We start from the raw sequence: 15,526 nt of genomic DNA, 5'->3' as shown, positions 1-15,526 counted from the left end.
GGAGGATTCTTAGTTATGAAAAACATATCACATTACGAAGTCTTATCAGATGAAGAATTACTAAAATTAAAGACCGTTGCTATGGAGATTCGTCGTACTGTCTTAAAAATGGCTAGGGTTAAAAGGGTTCATATTGGTCCTGCTTTTTCAATAACAGAGATTTTATCAACAATTTATTTCAGACAGTTACGTTATAAGTCTGATGATCCAAATTGGATAGAACGAGATCGATTTATATTGAGTAAGGGTCATGGTGCTTTAGCCTTATACGGTGTATTAGCTGAAGCAAATATTTTAGATAAAAAATGGATTGATAGATTTGGAGAAAGTGGATGTATACTCGCTAGTCATCCAGTTGCAGATATTCCTGGTGTAGATGTTCCGACAGGGGCATTAGGACATGGTTTATCAATAGGTGCTGGTCTGGCATTGGGAGCAAAATTTAATAATTTATCATATAGAACACTAGTATTACTTGGAGATGGTGAAATTAATGAAGGATCAGTATGGGAAGCAGCTGCATTTTCATCTCATCAAAATCTCAATAATTTAATAGCTATTATTGATCGCAACTATTATCAACAAGAAGGATCGACAAGTGAAATTTTAGAAATGGAACCGCTGGCAGATAAGTGGAGGGCATTTGGTTGGAATGTGGTGAAAGTTGACGGACATAACTTTAATCAACTTGCTATTGCTTTGGATCATGCGTATCAAAGTAATCAATCCCCCTCTATCATTATAGCTTCTACTATAAAAGGAAAGGGAATATCGTTTATGGAAAATGATCCGTCATGGCACATGGGATGGCTGCAAGGAGAGGAATATGATATAGCTCTCAATTCACTCAGAGAGGGTGTTTAATCATCAAATTTCCAAAGAAATCAATGCGTTCAAGCTGTCTCGATATTATGGAGTTATTAGGGTCGGAAAATGAAAATTTCATTACTATTGGTGCAGATGGACGATCAATATTTGAAACGTTTGCAAGAGTTTTTCCAGAGAGATATGTAGATGTAGGAATTGCAGAACAAAACCTTATAGGAGTGGCGGCTGGTATTGCTAGATCTAATAGAATTGTTTTTGTATCAGCAATTGCGAGTTTTTTATTGAGACGAGCTTATGAGCAGATTCGAATAGATGTTTGCAATAATAATTTACCAGTAAAGATGATTGGGGTTGGAGGCGGGCTTAGTTATGATGCGTTAGGATCAACACATCACATGATTGAAGATATTGCATTAGCACGTACTCTTCCTAATACAACAGTTTTTATTCCGGCAGATGCTAATGAGGCCAAAGAATCTATCAAAGCAGCACTTGAATGGGATGGACCAGCTTATATTAGATTAGGCACAGGTGATGAACCTTATTTTTCTCATCAATCTAAGTTTGAAATTGGTAAACCAACTGTATTACGACAAGGAAAAGATTTCATGATTTTTGCTACAGGTATTTGTGTTAGCGAATCTTTAATAGCTGCTAAGGAATTAGAGACAGAAGGATATGATGTAGGAGTCGTTAATGTTCATACAATTAAACCATTCGATGAAGAAATAGTAATGGAACTGTCTAGAGAAAAAAAGGCTGTGATAGTAGTAGAAGAACATAGCAGAATGGGTGGACTTGGTAGTACCATTGCGGAGACGTTAAGTAAGTATCAAATTTGCCCTCTAGAACGAATGGGAATCGATGAAAAAAGACCAGTAGTAGGAACAAGAGAAGAATTATTAAATTACTATCAAATAACTCATCCATATATTATGGAAAGAATCAGGTCGTTAGCATAGTTGAGGAGAGAAAACTATCCCAAAAAGGGGAGTTTTAATGGGAAAAGTGCTGGGTATTGAAGGTGAATTATTAAATGAATTTAATAATCCTCAAGTTAGACTTGGGCTAGTTGGTTGTGGCAGTCACACATATCGAAATATAATTCCTTGTATACAATTTCTACCAGCTAAATTGGTAGCAACTTGTGATTTGAATATCGAAAAAGCTATGCTTTATGCTGAAAAATTTGGTGCAAAGGAATACTACACTGACTATAAAGAAATGATTCATAGATCTAACCTTGATGGTGTTATCGCTGTTTTGGGCTATGATGATTTTGGTTCTCCGTTATATCCAGAAGTTGTACCAAATATATTAGAGGCTAGTTTACCTGTTTGGATGGAAAAACCCCCGGCTTCCAATGCAAATCAGATACAAGAGATGAAACAAGCTATGGATCATGGCAGCACTTTTTTTCAAGTGGGTTTTAAAAAGATGTTTATGCCTTCTATGCAGAAAGTAAAAGAGATTATTGATTCAGAAACATTTGGTTCAATTGTTTCTTATACAATGCGTTATCCGGTTGATTTACCAAAGAATAGTCTGAATTTAGTAGTTGGGGAGAGTCGCCGGTTTATAGATGATTTTGTGCACGTTGCATCTTCACTAATATATTTAATTGGAAAACCAAAAGAAATGATCTATTACAGAAATGAATTTAGTGGAGGATTTGCTACTTTTTTCCATGAAAATGGAGCTATTGGAAATGTTCATTTTGCCAATGGTGCATCAGAGATTTCCCCACTTGAAAGATTGGAAATTGTTGGTGAATGTGAGCATGTGATTCTGGAGAATAATATCCAGTTGAAACATTATAGAAAAGGTTTTATTGGCTCTTATGGTAGAACACCTAGCTTTATACCAAAAGAGGGAGAGGTGATAGAAATTACACCTGAGTTTTCTTTAGGACAACTTTACAATAAAGGCCTGTTCCTATTGGGATACTATGGAGAGTTGAAAGAGTTTGTAGATTGCATATTAGAGAAACGTCATCCCGAAAATGCACATTATCAGGATGCAATTGATGTAATGCAGTTGATTGATGCATTCTCATATGGGTCGCATAAACTAACTACTCTAGGAAAGCCTTTGGCAAATAGAAAAAACATAGGCGAACCAGAAATATTGAAGTGTTTTTCATGCGAGGGAAAGTTAGTGTTAAAAGATGGTTGGAATTATAGCTGTAGAAATTGTGGCAGATCAATAAATGAGAAAATATATAAAAACAAATTAAGAAGTAATGAAGGAGGGAGTTAAAAGGTGATTTTAGATGAAACAATTCTTTCTATTGACCAACTTACATCTTCAAAACTTACTGAGATTTTTATAAATAACAATAAATACAATGATTACGATAGAATATCTTTATTAGAAGTTAGATCTTCTTTTGATACCCCTGTTTCATGTATCTATCATATTAGAATTCAGTATGAAACAGACAAAAATGAGAACCATTCTTCGAATTTAATATTAAAGATACCAAAAGCAAACATAGCCCATAATTTAACTAGTAAACATGGAAAAAAAGAAGTGACGTTTTACAATAATGTATACGATAAATTACCGATACCAAATTGTTATAGTGCTTCATTTGATTACAGGGAAAATCGTTACCATATATTATTAGAAGATTTATCAGAAGGACATAGAGAGTTAGAGTGGCCTCTTCCTCCATATATAGAACAATGTGAGAAAGCAGTGGATAGTTTAGCAAAATTACATGCACAATATTGGGATGATAGACATCTAGAATACTTCGAACAATATTTAGTTCAAGAATCACTTTTGGAAAAAGAATCTACCTGTCTAGATTCTTTTCGATTATCCCCTTTCAAAAGCGAGGTGAATGATAGTTTACTTGAATACCATATGAATCAAACGTATAACATGTATACAGATTTTAGTCATTATTTAGGAGATCGACTTTCAAAAGATAAGCGTTATATTTATGACAAGGTGATAGATAGTTTACCTAAAATCTTAAATCGAACAAGAAATGAAAAGAATTTAACTTTAATTCATGGCGATGCACATTTTGGGAATTTTTTATATCCAATTCAGAAAGAGGGAACTTGCTATCTTGTGGATTGGCAAACTTGGGATATCAATGTTTGCACAGAAGATTTGTCTCACATGATCGCATTGCACTGGTTTCCAAAACGAAGAGCACTTCTTGAGAAGAGATTAATTCAGAGATACTATAACCAGTTGCTATTAAATGGGGTAAAACATTATCAGTTTGAAGATTTGTGGAATGATTATCGCCTCTCTGTTTTACGAAAAATTTTTATACCACTAAGACAATGGAGTAGTGGGGCAATTTCCCCACAAGTGTGGTGGAATCATCTTGAAAGGATCTTTTTAGCTGTTGAAGATCTGGACTGTTTAAGTATGTTAGATCAAACATCATAAGTCAAAAGATAAATTAGAATAAATAAAAATCCCCTGTGTCTATAGGTAACTAAGAAGACAAGGGGACTGACACAGATTAAAACTGTATTTTTTCTTCCAGAAATGTTTTTAATTGATCAATTGGTAAACGTATTTGTTCCATGGTATCTCGATCACGAACAGTAACTTTATGATCTTCCACGGAATCAAAGTCGTATGTAATACAGAAAGGTGTACCAATTTCATCATGGCGGCGATAACGTTTGCCAATAGAACCGACATCATCGTAGTCAACCATAAAGTGCTTGGATAGATCTGAGAATACTTTTTGGGCACCTTCAGACAGTTTTTTAGAAAGAGGAAAGATTGCTGCTTTAATCGGAGCAAGTGCTGGATGAAAATGAAGAACACTGCGGACATCTCCATCAGGAAGCTCTTGTTCCTCATATGCATCAATTAAAAATACTAATGTTACACGATCAGCACCAAGTGAAGGTTCGATACAGTAAGGAATATATTTCTCGTTGGTTATTTTATCAACATATTGAAGATCTTCTTTTGAGTGTTCCATATGTTGTTTTAGGTCATAGTCTGTTCTGTCGGCAATTCCCCAAAGTTCTCCCCATCCAAATGGGAATTTATATTCAATATCTGAAGTTGCATTACTGTAATGAGATAATTCGTCTTCTGAATGATCTCTTACTCGTAAGTTTTCTTTTGAAACACCTAAAGATAATAACCACTGATAACAAAAATCACGCCAGTATGTAAACCACTCTAAGTCTTCTCCTGGTTTGCAGAAAAATTCAAGTTCCATTTGCTCGAATTCGCGAGTACGGAATGTGAAGTTTCCAGGTGTAATTTCGTTTCGGAAACTTTTCCCGATTTGTCCAATTCCAAAAGGAATTTTCTTTCTCATTGTACGTTGAACATTTTTGAAATTGACGAATATACCTTGAGCGGTTTCAGGTCGAAGATATACTTCATTTGCACTTGATTCTGTGACGCCCTGATGAGTTTTAAACATAAGATTAAATTGACGAATATCAGTGTAATCGAATTTTCCACACTCTGGACAAGTTATGTGATGTTCGTTAATTAAATCAACCATTTCTGAAAAAGATAAACCATCAACAATTAGTTCGATTCCTTTTTCAAATAATGCTGTTTCAATGAGTTTATCAGCACGATGACGTGTCTTGCAATTTTTACAGTCAATCATTGGGTCATTGAAGTTGCCAATATGACCTGATGCAACCCAAGTTTGAGAATTCATCAAAATAGCACTATCAAGTCCAACGTTATAAGGAGATTCTTGGATGAACTTTTTCCACCAAACTCGTTTTACATTATTTTTCAATTCGATACCAAGTGGTCCATAATCCCATGTATTTGCTAGTCCGCCATATATCTCTGAACCGGGAAAAATAAAACCTCTGTGCTTTGCAAGAGCAGTGAGTTGATCCATTGTTACACTCATTTTTTTCTTCCTTTGTACTTAATTTTTCGAAAAACATAAAGTTTCGTTTATAAAGTAATTTTCCTTTTTGCTTTAAAACTAGATAGATTAATTGGAATATGTAAATGTATGATTTATTAGAAATACAAACACCAAAACACTTGGAAACAATTGTACTTAATTATCTAGGAGTAAGTCAAGTTAGTTAAATAGTTTGCTATTGACATGATTAACTTGATACGAACATTTCGTGATAACTAATTTTGTACAGCTATATGTTCTAAGATCCAATCTAGATATTAAGAAAAACACATCCAAGATTGCGAGGTCTGTCATAGTGAAAATAGCTTTTATTGGAGTTGGTTATGTTGGGATTGTCGCAGGAGCTTGTTTTGCAGATAAAAGCTATAAAGTGATTTGTACAGATATTGATGCTGAAAAAATTGATTTACTAAATGCTGGAGAAGTACCGATCTTTGAATCCGGTTTAAAATCATTAATTGATCGAAATAAAAGTAAGAATCTATTTTTTACTTCAGATGTGGAGATGACTATTCGGAATTCCGATATTGTTTTCATTACAGTCGGTACACCGATGAGTAGTAGCGGAGAAGTGAATTTAGATTATATATATTCAGCAGCTGAAACTATTTCAAAAAATTTAAACGAATACAAGGTCATTGTTATTAAGAGTACGGTTCCAGTGGGTACTGCACAGCGAGTGAAGGAAATCATACAAAGAAATAGTAGTGTTCCATTTGATATTGTTTCGAATCCTGAGTTTCTACGTGAAGGTTCAGCAGTAGAGGATTTTCTTACTATGGATCGCATGGTGTTAGGGTCGACAAGTACAACAGCAAGATTGAAAATAAAAGAGTTGTATAGTTCATTTTCCTGCGAAAATATTCTTTTTACAGATCATGAAAGTGCAGAAATGATAAAATATGCAACTAATGCTTTCTTGGCTACAAAAGTCTCCTTTATCAATAGCATAGCGAACATTTGTGAAAGAGTAGGGGCGGATATAGATTTAGTTTCAACAGGGTTAGGATTTGATAAAAGGATAGGATCTAAATACATACAGGCAGGAGTAGGTTATGGAGGATCATGTTTGCCAAAGGATACAAAGGCGTTAGTTCATACATCAGAAAGTTATGGATATGATTTTAAAATGTTGAAATCAGTTATTGAAGTAAATGAAGATCAACCAAAAGTATTAATAGATAAATTAATAAAAGTAGCTAAAGAGATACCCATTAAGAAGGTCGCAGTGCTTGGTTTAGCATTTAAACCGTTAACGAAGGATTTGAGAGGAGCACCCTCACTAAAAATAGTAAGAGAACTAAAAGAAATGAATTATCAAATCAAAGTATATGATCCATTATGTGTGGATGAATTCAAGGAACAATTTGGTGATGAAATCGATTATTATCAGGATTTATATGAAGCAGTTTCTAATTCAGATGTGTGTTTTGTACTAACAGATTGTCAAGAGATTAAACAGATGAATCTGAAAATGATATACCAATTATTAAATCACCCAGTTATTATTGATGGCCGTAATGTTTTTGATATACAAATTATGAAACAATTAGGTTTTTCATATCACTCGATAGGAAGACGTTTGTAAAAAGGAGCGGATTCTTTGAAAGTTAGAAAAGCTATTATACCAGCTGCTGGATTAGGTACCCGATTTTTACCAGCAACAAAGGCGATGCCCAAAGAAATGTTACCCATTGTTGACAAACCGGTTATCCAATATGTTGTTGAAGAAGCAGTTGAATCTGGTATTGAAAGTATAATTATTGTTACTGGAAAAAATAAAAGATCAATAGAAGATCATTTTGATAAATCAGCTGAATTAGAATGGCAGCTTCAAAGAAAAGGTGAATTGGATTTATATAAGACCATTAAAGAATTGTCAGATTTAGTAGATATCAACACAGTGAGACAAAAAGAACCTTTAGGTCTAGGAAATGCTATATTATGTGCTAGACATTTTATCCAAGATGAACCTTTCGCTGTTTTACTTGGAGATGATTTAATTGTTTCAGAATCTCCAGGTCTAGATCAGTTAATAAAAATTTTCAATGAGGAACAACGTACTGTTATTGGAGTACAAAGTGTTCCTGTGGATAAAGTTAACCGATATGGTGTAATTGATCTTAGTATAGGGTCAAATAGTTCCAAATTATATATTAAAGACATGGTAGAAAAACCAGAAGTAGAATTTGCTCCCTCAGACCTCGCTGTTATTGGAAGATATATTTTAACACCAGAAATCTTTTCGATATTGGAGAAGATACCTATTGGTATAGGGAATGAGTTTCAACTTACTGATGCATTGAAAGTTCTCTGCCAGAGTTCATCAGTATTAGCCTTTAAAATTCAAGGAACTCGATACGATGTTGGAGAACCGCTTGGTTATATACAAGCAGTTATTGAGTTTGCACTAAAAAGAAGGGAACTCAATTCGCCCTTGAAACAATATTTGTTATCTTTAATTGAAGAATGATGATGTTTTTCGTTCTTTAAAACTCTTTATGAAACGAGATACCTATAATGAGACTTTAAATTCGATATGAGATTTCTCTGTTTCATCAATCGTTTCAACTACAATTTCATTAACAGTTGTTTCAAAGGGCTCTGTAAAACAGAATGTTTTGTCTACAGCAGAATGGAAGTCGTTTCTATTAGATAATTTTCCAATTGAAAGATGAGGCAAATAACTATGTTCTCTATTTAAATAAGTAGAAAGTATTCCAGAATAAAGTTGATCATGAAGCTCAATGATTGGATCATTCCCTTTTTTTACATTTAGAAAAAGATAAAAATCTTGTGTTCCAGTGACTCCTTGAAGGCGAATTGGAAAAGGGTTTATTTGAGCAGTATTCAACTCTATGTGTTTTCTTAGATCCTTAGAGGAAATATTACTTTTAAACGGAAATACAAGAGTGATATGGGGTGGTATCAATTGGTATATTGAATCATACTGCTCTCTGAGTTTCTGAATTTCTATTACGTTAGGGAAGTTAGGGAAAATGTGAATACACCTTTTGATCATAGCATTTCTCCTAGTTATCTCTGGGTATTTAGTTTCGCATTTAAATAAGGATAACAAATTGGTTTTCAATTAGAAAGTAGATGAGAATACCCATACTCACTTAGCCCGCATAAAATTATATCTATACAATAAGAGCGAAGGGGTCAAATGCATGGAAAAAGTGACCTTTAAAAATTCCCGAAATCTAACGTTAGTAGGTAACTTTTATCCATCATCTCTGGAAACTATTATTATCATGTGTCATGGTTTTACTTCTGATAAATCTTCTGGGGGAAGATTTGATAGATTTGCAAATGCTTTTTATCAATTAGGTTATAGTGCCTTAGCTTTTGATTTTAGTGGCTGCGGTGAAAGTGATGATGAAAGATTAACTATGGCCACACGGATCGATGATCTACATGCTGCCATTTCCTTTGTAAAATCCATAGGGTTTAGTCATATAGCTCTCTATGGTCATAGCCTTGGTAGTAGGGTGTGTTTAGAATGCTATACGGATCAGATTGTCACGATGGTTTTGACAGGAGCATTAACAGGTCCAATGAAATATGATTGGAATAACCATTTAACAAAAGAAGAAATACAGGAATTGAAGGAAAAAGGTTATATTACTAAAATTCAAAAGCAAAGAAAGGTCATTATTGATAAGCAAATGCTTTTGGATTTTGAGTTAGTAGACCAAAAAGAATTACTCACAAATGTAAAGTGTCCAGTATTGATTATAAACGGAGATGCAGATGAGGAAGAAAGGGACTTATACCGATTAAGCCAACAAGGAATGAAATGGTTACCGAAAGACTCTAAGTTGGAATTAATTCAGGGTGCGACTCATAGTTTTACAGATCACTTATCTATTATTGAGAAAGTGGCAACAGAGTGGTTTTTAAAACATTTTAAGATTTAAGGAAATCATTGAGAAAGTTATGGTGTTGCAATATGAAACAAAAGATGATTCAAAGATGAAAATGGGTGCAATGGAAGCAGCAGAAAAGTTTATATCTGAAAGTTACACAGATTGTAGGGTTGCACTTTTAGCAGGAAGTGTTGTACGTGGAGAAGGAACAGATCAGTCCGATCTAGATATTGTGATCATTGATGACTCTATTCATTCAGCCTATCGTGAATCTGTCATTACTTATCAATGGATGATAGAAACTTTTGTACATACATCTGAAACCTATCAAGATTTTTTTGCACAAGATTGTAGAAGATCACGACCTTCTTTGCCTCAAATGTTTTTGGAGGGAATAGTTCTTCAAGACGATGGATTAGCTCAAACAATAAAAGATGAGGCAGAAAAAATACTATTACAAGGTCCTGAACCTTGGACAATAGAAGATATTGATTCAAAGAGATACATGATAACGGACTTGCTACACGACTTAGAAGGATCAACAAATGAAGAAGAAGCACTGTTTATTGCTAGTAGTTTAGCTTACGATGTTCATGAATTTATTCTACGGACCAATCGACAATGGATAGGCTCTTCAAAGTGGATTGTTCGAGCATTACGAAACTATAATCCGCAGTTATGTGAGGAGTTTATGAGCCTGTTTCATACCTTTTACAAAAGTGGTCAAAAACAGCAATTAATCAAGTTTATTGATAGGATACTGGAACCATATGGAGGGAGGTTATTTCAAGGATTTTCAATTGTTAAGTGAAAGAATAACCGGAGGGATTGAAAATGAAAGTAGACGGGCATACCCATACTCACTTCTGCCCACATGGTTCAGGAGAAGAGACAGCAAAGTTTATTGAAAAAGCAATTGAATTAGGATTTGAGAAATACGTTTTAACGGAACATGCTCCATTACCTAGTTCATTCTGTGAAGCTTTACCTTATGAAAAAGAATTGGTGCAATATTTTACCATGAAAGAAACAGAGATTGATGACTATATAAAAGAAATGCATCAGTTAAAACAGAAATACAAAGACCAAATTGAGATACGAGTAGGGTTTGAGCTAGATTATTTACCTGAATATATCGATTGGATGCGAATTTTACTCCGAGAGTATCAAGGTTATATAGAAGAAACGGTTTTATCTGTCCATTTTCTCAAGGGAGTAGGTGGATGGCGCTGTATTGATCATACTTCTGAGGAGTTGGAAGAAAATGTTGTTCTATACCATGGGAATTTTCAAACCGTACAGAAGATTTACTATGAAACAATCAAAGAGGCTATCCTTCAGTTCCAACCTTCCCGAATAGGTCATCTCTCCCTGTGTCAAAAATTCCAACACTATATCCAAGGTAGAACTTCAGTTACAGAAGAAGTAGAGAAAGAGATCCAAGAGATACTATTATTGCTAAAACAAAAAGGCATAGCACTTGATTTTAATACGGCTGGACTCGATAAGAAATATTGCTTGGAACCCTATCCATCAGAGTGGATTGTGAAGAAGGCTCAAAAGTTAGGGATTCCTTTTGTTTTTGGTTCTGATGCACATGCTGTAAAAGAGGTAGGACGGCATTATAACCGATATGAATCTGTTTTTGGTTTTTAATTATAAGTCATTACGAATGTAAATAATCACAAAACGATTAGATAATAGGGAGTAGGTGATTCGATTATGTCTGAAAAACCGGAAGAAATGTCTAAGTTTTTCGACGATCGTGCATCCAGATATGATGAACATATGAATGGAATGCTTCAAGACTTTGAGTCGTTTTATAAGAAAATTTCTAAACCTATCGTAGCTACTGATAAAGCAGTTAAAGTTTTAGATCTTGGATGTGGTACTGGAAATCAATTGAAAGGCATCTTTCAAAACTCCGAAATGCTCAAGTAACAGCAATTGAACCTTTGAAGGCGATGGAGGAAGGATCGAGCCTCGCCATTCATAGCATTAGGATTTGAAGGAGTCTTTTGGATATGAATTAGGAAAAATGCATAAGGCTTTCTCCGACAACTAACTATTTGTGAACTCCATTGGTCATTATCAAAAAGAACACATTCAGAAATGGGTAAAAAACAATACAAGCAAGAAAAAGAAGGTGATTGTTCATATCGAGTTCTGTTCGAATGGAGTGATAATAAGGAGATGTTCAACAAATGATGAGATGTGTGTTACCTAGAACTGGATATAGATCACTAAACGCATTACAAAAGAGAATGAAATGAACAATTGAATGATTTTGTTGACATTTCTTGTGTATATAGTGTAAGTTAAAAATTAAGAAGAGTTTGCAAGATGCAAAGTGTGGTGAATCCTATTTCTCTATACATAAAACCAAAGAACCTTTCTGTTGATAGGTTGGACCCGCATTACTACATGCTTAAACAGAAGATAGGTATTCATGTGGGTAATGTTAGGTCGGTTTACCTTTCTGAATTATGCGAATTTATATCTGATGGTACTCGTAAAGCATTGAATTTTGTTAGTGAGGGAATCCCTTATATAAAGATCTCAAACATTCGTAATCAACAAATTAATCTGAATATGGCGAAATATGTAGATAGTCATTATGGGATTGAATCAAAAGCGATTGTTGAAAAAGATGACATTCTCATATCCAAGATAGCGGCAATTCCCAAAGTTGCTATCGTAGATGAAAATGTTCATGGAGCAGTTATTAATCCTGATTTGTTGATCATAAGACCCAAAGATGTGAAGGCCAGGGATTTAATTTTCAATTTCTTTAAATCAACATCAGGTCAGCTTTCCTTACAATTGGCTGTTACTCCTTCGATAATTCCTAAAATATCTATAAAGGAAATCGTTAAGTTGCTAATTCCGATATATGAATATTCACATAATTCATGTGCGTCTCCAAAATCCGAGAAAGTGCAATACAAAGATCAGTTAACGGATTTCTATCAAATAGATGAAAAGAGATATGAAGGAGATGATCTTTCTAATCTTTTGTGGGTTAAAAATGATTTAACTGAAGATAGAATAGACGTTCCATACTATCAACAACGAAATGCAAAAATATATAAGGATTTTATAGAGTGTGTAAAACGAGAAGAATGGGTCCAGCTTAGTAAAGTTGCAGATATAGTAGATAAAACAATCAGTCCGTCTAAATATAAGGATCAGACTATTTCTTATGTTGGGGTTAAGAATCTAGATCGTGAGAAATGGTTAATCTCCTCAGTAGATAAAGTTGCATACAAAAATGTGAAAAGTCGTGCCAGATACGAGTTAAACACTGGGGATATATTGTTAGGGATTATAGGCACAAATATTGGTAAGAAGGAACAGCCTCTAGCTATTGTTACCGATCAGTTTGCAAACTCCATAGCATCCAATGTATTTGCTGTTATAAGGTCCGATTACATATCACCATATTACTTGCTTTGGTGTTTATCTCATTTCTTTGTACGTTTTCAAATTCGATTAAATAGTAAGGGCGGAATGCAACCTTTTCTATCAATAAGGGATTTAAAACATATCCTTATTCCGTTGTTTTCTAATAATAGGAGAAACGAGATTGAAAGGATAGTAGAACAGTATCAAGGAGGAACACATGGTATTTCATGAATACTTGATTATACCTAAAACAACGGAACAATTAATAGAGATAGCAAATGAGCAAGGTTTAGACTGGAATGACGATCAAGTTGTACTATATAACTTGCTAGATTCTTCTATTTATCAAACAGAATCTGGTCGATGGTCTGTAAAAATTGATGAACGTAGTAAATTCATTTTAGAAGCAATCGAAAAAGCATTGGAAAAACGTCGAATCACTAAGATTGATCCAAATATTATTGAACAATTACCTAGTGATATGATTGTGCCTCAACATGAAATAATCGAAGTCGCTATTAGCACTGGTCATTATGAATCACCAAGAGAAAATGTGATTCGTGTTAAACGAAAATAGGGGAGGAAGCATAATGCAAGCGTACATGGAAGAAATAAAAGAACAGCTTATGATGAAAGGGTATACTACAATTTCACAACCAGAAATACATGAAGAAGATGGAACAACGATATTTCTAGCTTCTGGTGATAGAGTAACTGGAGATGAAAAAATCGTCTATGTAAAAGTTTTTGCAAAAGGTGCGAATTTATCTTTTGATGTTCAGGATGCTTCCTTGGTAGAGGCGCAATATAATGAAGCTGTTCCAGATTTTATTTGGGCAACAAATGGTGAAGTGAATTTCTATGCAGATTGTATTGAATCAGATCCACTTGCAGAAATACCAGCTGTTATAGATGTAACTAAGAAAGAAAAACGGAAAATTTCAAAACAAGAAGAGTGGTCAAAGAAAATGTATTCCACTCTTCAAAAACGGTTTGATGATTTACACGAAAGACTATATGGACCTGGTGGTGCAGATAATATCAGCAGTACAAACGAAGCAATTGATGAATTAAGTAAGCTGTTGTTTATGGAGACATTCCGCTTATATCACCCAGAATATGTATTAAGAGAAGGGGAAAATGCAGGACTGTGGATTTTTGATATTTTGAAACATCAATATATCAAAGAACATGGAAAAAAAGCTGTAAAACAGATACGAGATGCTTTCAAAGAAATTAAAAATCATGAAGATTATGTTGCAATAAATGACCTTGGGGAAGCATGTTTTATCTTTGATCCAGATGAGTATATTCGACTGGAAAATCCAGCTAACTTTGTTGCTGCTTTTGAAACATTTCAGGAACTAGAAGACTTTAAAGATGAGGACGGGAACCGTGTTAAAGCGACATTGAAGAATGTTAGTGCAGATATACTAGGCCGTTTATTCGATGTATTAATGCGTGGAAAATACGACAATAAAATCGGACAAGCAACATACTTAACTCCGAGACAAGTAACTGAAGCGATGATTGAAATGGTGATGCATGATTTAACAGCAGACCCAAAACAAGCGGCAAAATTATATTCAGCAGATGATAAAGGGTTACCTACATTTAGAATGGGCGATATCACTTGTGGCTCAGGTGGATTTTTAATTAAAGGTTATGAAGCAGTAAAAAAATATATGCTTTCACAGTTCACAGGTACAATGAAGGAAAAAATGGAAAAGCATTTTGAATTGATGAAAGAACATAGCTTTGTTGGAGCAGATAAGACGCAAAATATGGTTTTAAAAGCTCGTTTAAATATGGTTATGCATGGATTACCAAAAGCTCCGATTTTTAAGGTAACAGATTCGTTAATGACAGAGACATTAAAGCCTGAAAGTTTTGATGTGATTGTAACAAACCCACCATTCGGATCTGGGTCAGTTTCTAACAAAACAGTTGAAGGAAAAACAATTATCGAACGTTATAGTATGGGTATTGATGAAACAGGTAAACCCAAAAAAGATGGTCTATGTTTAGGGTCAAAACCAAATGCAAAAGGTGTTTGGAAACAAGTTAATTCTACAGATCAAGCTGTGCTATTCATTGATCGAAACTTGGAATTACTAAAACCAGGTGGGCAACTAATTATTGTTTTACCGGATGGTATTTTAAGTAATTCTAGTTATAAACATGTTCGAGAATATATAATGGGCAAGAAAAATGAGGTAACAGGTGAGTTTGAAGGAGGTAGAGCAATCGTAAAAGCAGTTGTTTCTCTTCCAACTGTAACATTCCAACTATCCGGTACTGGTGCCAAAACATCCTTCTTGTATATTAAGAAAAAAGAACATGAAAATGAAAAACAGGGACCTGTCTTTATGGCTGTAGCTGATGAGATCGGTTTTGATGTGAAGAATAAGGTAGAAGTACAGTTAGGAAATGATCGAAATGATTTGTTGAAGATTGTCAATGCTTATAAGAAAGATATTTAATATATTTCTTTTATAGATGTTCAAATTTTGAGAAATACAAGGGT

General features: G+C 34.3%; 15 protein-coding genes. 13 read left to right on the top strand and 2 right to left on the bottom strand.

What is annotated here, in order from left to right:
- Positions 1-15: 15 nt before the first annotated feature.
- From AC5WOE_RS09340 to AC5WOE_RS09325, 4 genes are read left to right on the top strand one after another with little or no spacing between them, the layout of a single operon-like run.
- A complete protein-coding gene (locus AC5WOE_RS09340) occupies positions 16-864 on the top strand; it encodes a transketolase (protein ID WP_496052457.1) in 849 nt (282 codons plus the stop codon).
- Positions 865-887: 23 nt separating this feature from the next.
- Positions 888-1,790, top strand: a complete 903-nt coding sequence (locus AC5WOE_RS09335; protein ID WP_496052456.1) for a transketolase family protein — start codon at positions 888-890, stop codon at positions 1,788-1,790.
- 37 nt (positions 1,791-1,827) lie between these two features.
- Positions 1,828-3,087: a Gfo/Idh/MocA family protein gene (locus tag AC5WOE_RS09330; protein ID WP_496052455.1), complete on the top strand. Its 1,260-nt coding sequence runs from the start codon at positions 1,828-1,830 to the stop codon at positions 3,085-3,087.
- A 3-nt stretch (positions 3,088-3,090) separates the two neighbouring features.
- Entirely contained in the window at positions 3,091-4,242 is a 1,152-nt protein-coding gene (locus tag AC5WOE_RS09325) for a phosphotransferase (protein ID WP_496052454.1), read from the top strand.
- Between the two features lie 76 nt (positions 4,243-4,318).
- Here AC5WOE_RS09325 and AC5WOE_RS09320 read toward each other — a convergent pair whose 3' ends face one another.
- Entirely contained in the window at positions 4,319-5,701 is a 1,383-nt protein-coding gene (locus AC5WOE_RS09320) for a glycine--tRNA ligase (RefSeq protein ID WP_496052453.1), read from the bottom strand.
- Between the two features lie 316 nt (positions 5,702-6,017).
- Between AC5WOE_RS09320 and AC5WOE_RS09315 the strand changes: the two genes are divergently transcribed.
- Positions 6,018-7,310 carry a UDP-glucose dehydrogenase family protein gene (locus AC5WOE_RS09315; protein ID WP_496052452.1) on the top strand — a complete coding sequence of 431 codons (1,293 nt, stop codon included), beginning with the start codon at positions 6,018-6,020 and terminating at the stop codon, positions 7,308-7,310.
- Between the two features lie 15 nt (positions 7,311-7,325).
- Positions 7,326-8,195, top strand: a complete 870-nt coding sequence (gene galU / locus AC5WOE_RS09310; RefSeq protein ID WP_496052451.1) for a UTP--glucose-1-phosphate uridylyltransferase GalU — start codon at positions 7,326-7,328, stop codon at positions 8,193-8,195.
- Between the two features lie 42 nt (positions 8,196-8,237).
- Here galU and AC5WOE_RS09305 read toward each other — a convergent pair whose 3' ends face one another.
- A complete protein-coding gene (locus AC5WOE_RS09305) occupies positions 8,238-8,744 on the bottom strand; it encodes a 2'-5' RNA ligase family protein (RefSeq protein ID WP_496052450.1) in 507 nt (168 codons plus the stop codon).
- Positions 8,745-8,895: 151 nt separating this feature from the next.
- On the opposite strand from AC5WOE_RS09305, the gene AC5WOE_RS09300 reads away from it, so the two are divergent.
- The 7 genes from AC5WOE_RS09300 to AC5WOE_RS09270 all read left to right on the top strand — a co-directional run bounded on the left by AC5WOE_RS09300 (position 8,896) and on the right by AC5WOE_RS09270 (position 15,482).
- Positions 8,896-9,645, top strand: coding sequence for an alpha/beta hydrolase (locus AC5WOE_RS09300; protein WP_496052449.1), 750 nt, complete (start codon positions 8,896-8,898; stop codon positions 9,643-9,645).
- Positions 9,646-9,670: 25 nt separating this feature from the next.
- Positions 9,671-10,405, top strand: coding sequence for a nucleotidyltransferase domain-containing protein (locus tag AC5WOE_RS09295; protein ID WP_496052448.1), 735 nt, complete (start codon positions 9,671-9,673; stop codon positions 10,403-10,405).
- 23 nt (positions 10,406-10,428) lie between these two features.
- The gene (hisJ, locus tag AC5WOE_RS09290; protein ID WP_496052447.1) at positions 10,429-11,250 is read left to right on the top strand and encodes a histidinol-phosphatase HisJ; all 822 of its coding nucleotides are present in this window, start codon (positions 10,429-10,431) and stop codon (positions 11,248-11,250) included.
- A gap of 66 nt (positions 11,251-11,316) precedes the next feature.
- The gene (locus AC5WOE_RS09285) at positions 11,317-11,535 is read left to right on the top strand and encodes a hypothetical protein (RefSeq protein WP_496052446.1); all 219 of its coding nucleotides are present in this window, start codon (positions 11,317-11,319) and stop codon (positions 11,533-11,535) included.
- A 402-nt stretch (positions 11,536-11,937) separates the two neighbouring features.
- Positions 11,938-13,230, top strand: a complete 1,293-nt coding sequence (locus AC5WOE_RS09280) for a restriction endonuclease subunit S (RefSeq protein ID WP_496052445.1) — start codon at positions 11,938-11,940, stop codon at positions 13,228-13,230.
- Positions 13,217-13,576 (top strand): hypothetical protein, encoded by a 360-nt coding sequence (locus tag AC5WOE_RS09275; RefSeq protein ID WP_496052444.1) that lies wholly within the window; start codon positions 13,217-13,219, stop codon positions 13,574-13,576. Before AC5WOE_RS09280 ends, AC5WOE_RS09275 begins: the two co-directional genes overlap by 14 nt.
- 13 nt (positions 13,577-13,589) lie before the next feature.
- Positions 13,590-15,482: an HsdM family class I SAM-dependent methyltransferase gene (locus AC5WOE_RS09270; protein WP_496052443.1), complete on the top strand. Its 1,893-nt coding sequence runs from the start codon at positions 13,590-13,592 to the stop codon at positions 15,480-15,482.
- Positions 15,483-15,526 lie beyond the last annotated feature (44 nt).

It is taken from the genome of Shimazuella sp. NTD248 (assembly GCF_059510395.1).
The sequence above is the reverse complement of the archived record's forward strand: the minus strand, read 5'-3'. Positions and strand labels throughout refer to the sequence as shown.

Coding starts and splice junctions, on each gene's coding strand:
- AC5WOE_RS09340 (WP_496052457.1), top strand. CDS start 16: ATGAAAAACATATCACATTACGAAGTCTTATCAGATGAAGAATTACTA.
- AC5WOE_RS09320 (WP_496052453.1), bottom strand. CDS start 5,701: ATGAGTGTAACAATGGATCAACTCACTGCTCTTGCAAAGCACAGAGGT.
- AC5WOE_RS09305 (WP_496052450.1), bottom strand. CDS start 8,744: ATGATCAAAAGGTGTATTCACATTTTCCCTAACTTCCCTAACGTAATA.
- hisJ (WP_496052447.1), top strand. CDS start 10,429: ATGAAAGTAGACGGGCATACCCATACTCACTTCTGCCCACATGGTTCA.
- AC5WOE_RS09330 (WP_496052455.1), top strand. CDS start 1,828: ATGGGAAAAGTGCTGGGTATTGAAGGTGAATTATTAAATGAATTTAAT.
- AC5WOE_RS09285 (WP_496052446.1), top strand. CDS start 11,317: ATGTCTGAAAAACCGGAAGAAATGTCTAAGTTTTTCGACGATCGTGCA.
- AC5WOE_RS09280 (WP_496052445.1), top strand. CDS start 11,938: ATGCAAAGTGTGGTGAATCCTATTTCTCTATACATAAAACCAAAGAAC.
- AC5WOE_RS09270 (WP_496052443.1), top strand. CDS start 13,590: ATGCAAGCGTACATGGAAGAAATAAAAGAACAGCTTATGATGAAAGGG.
- AC5WOE_RS09335 (WP_496052456.1), top strand. CDS start 888: ATGCGTTCAAGCTGTCTCGATATTATGGAGTTATTAGGGTCGGAAAAT.
- AC5WOE_RS09300 (WP_496052449.1), top strand. CDS start 8,896: ATGGAAAAAGTGACCTTTAAAAATTCCCGAAATCTAACGTTAGTAGGT.
- AC5WOE_RS09275 (WP_496052444.1), top strand. CDS start 13,217: ATGGTATTTCATGAATACTTGATTATACCTAAAACAACGGAACAATTA.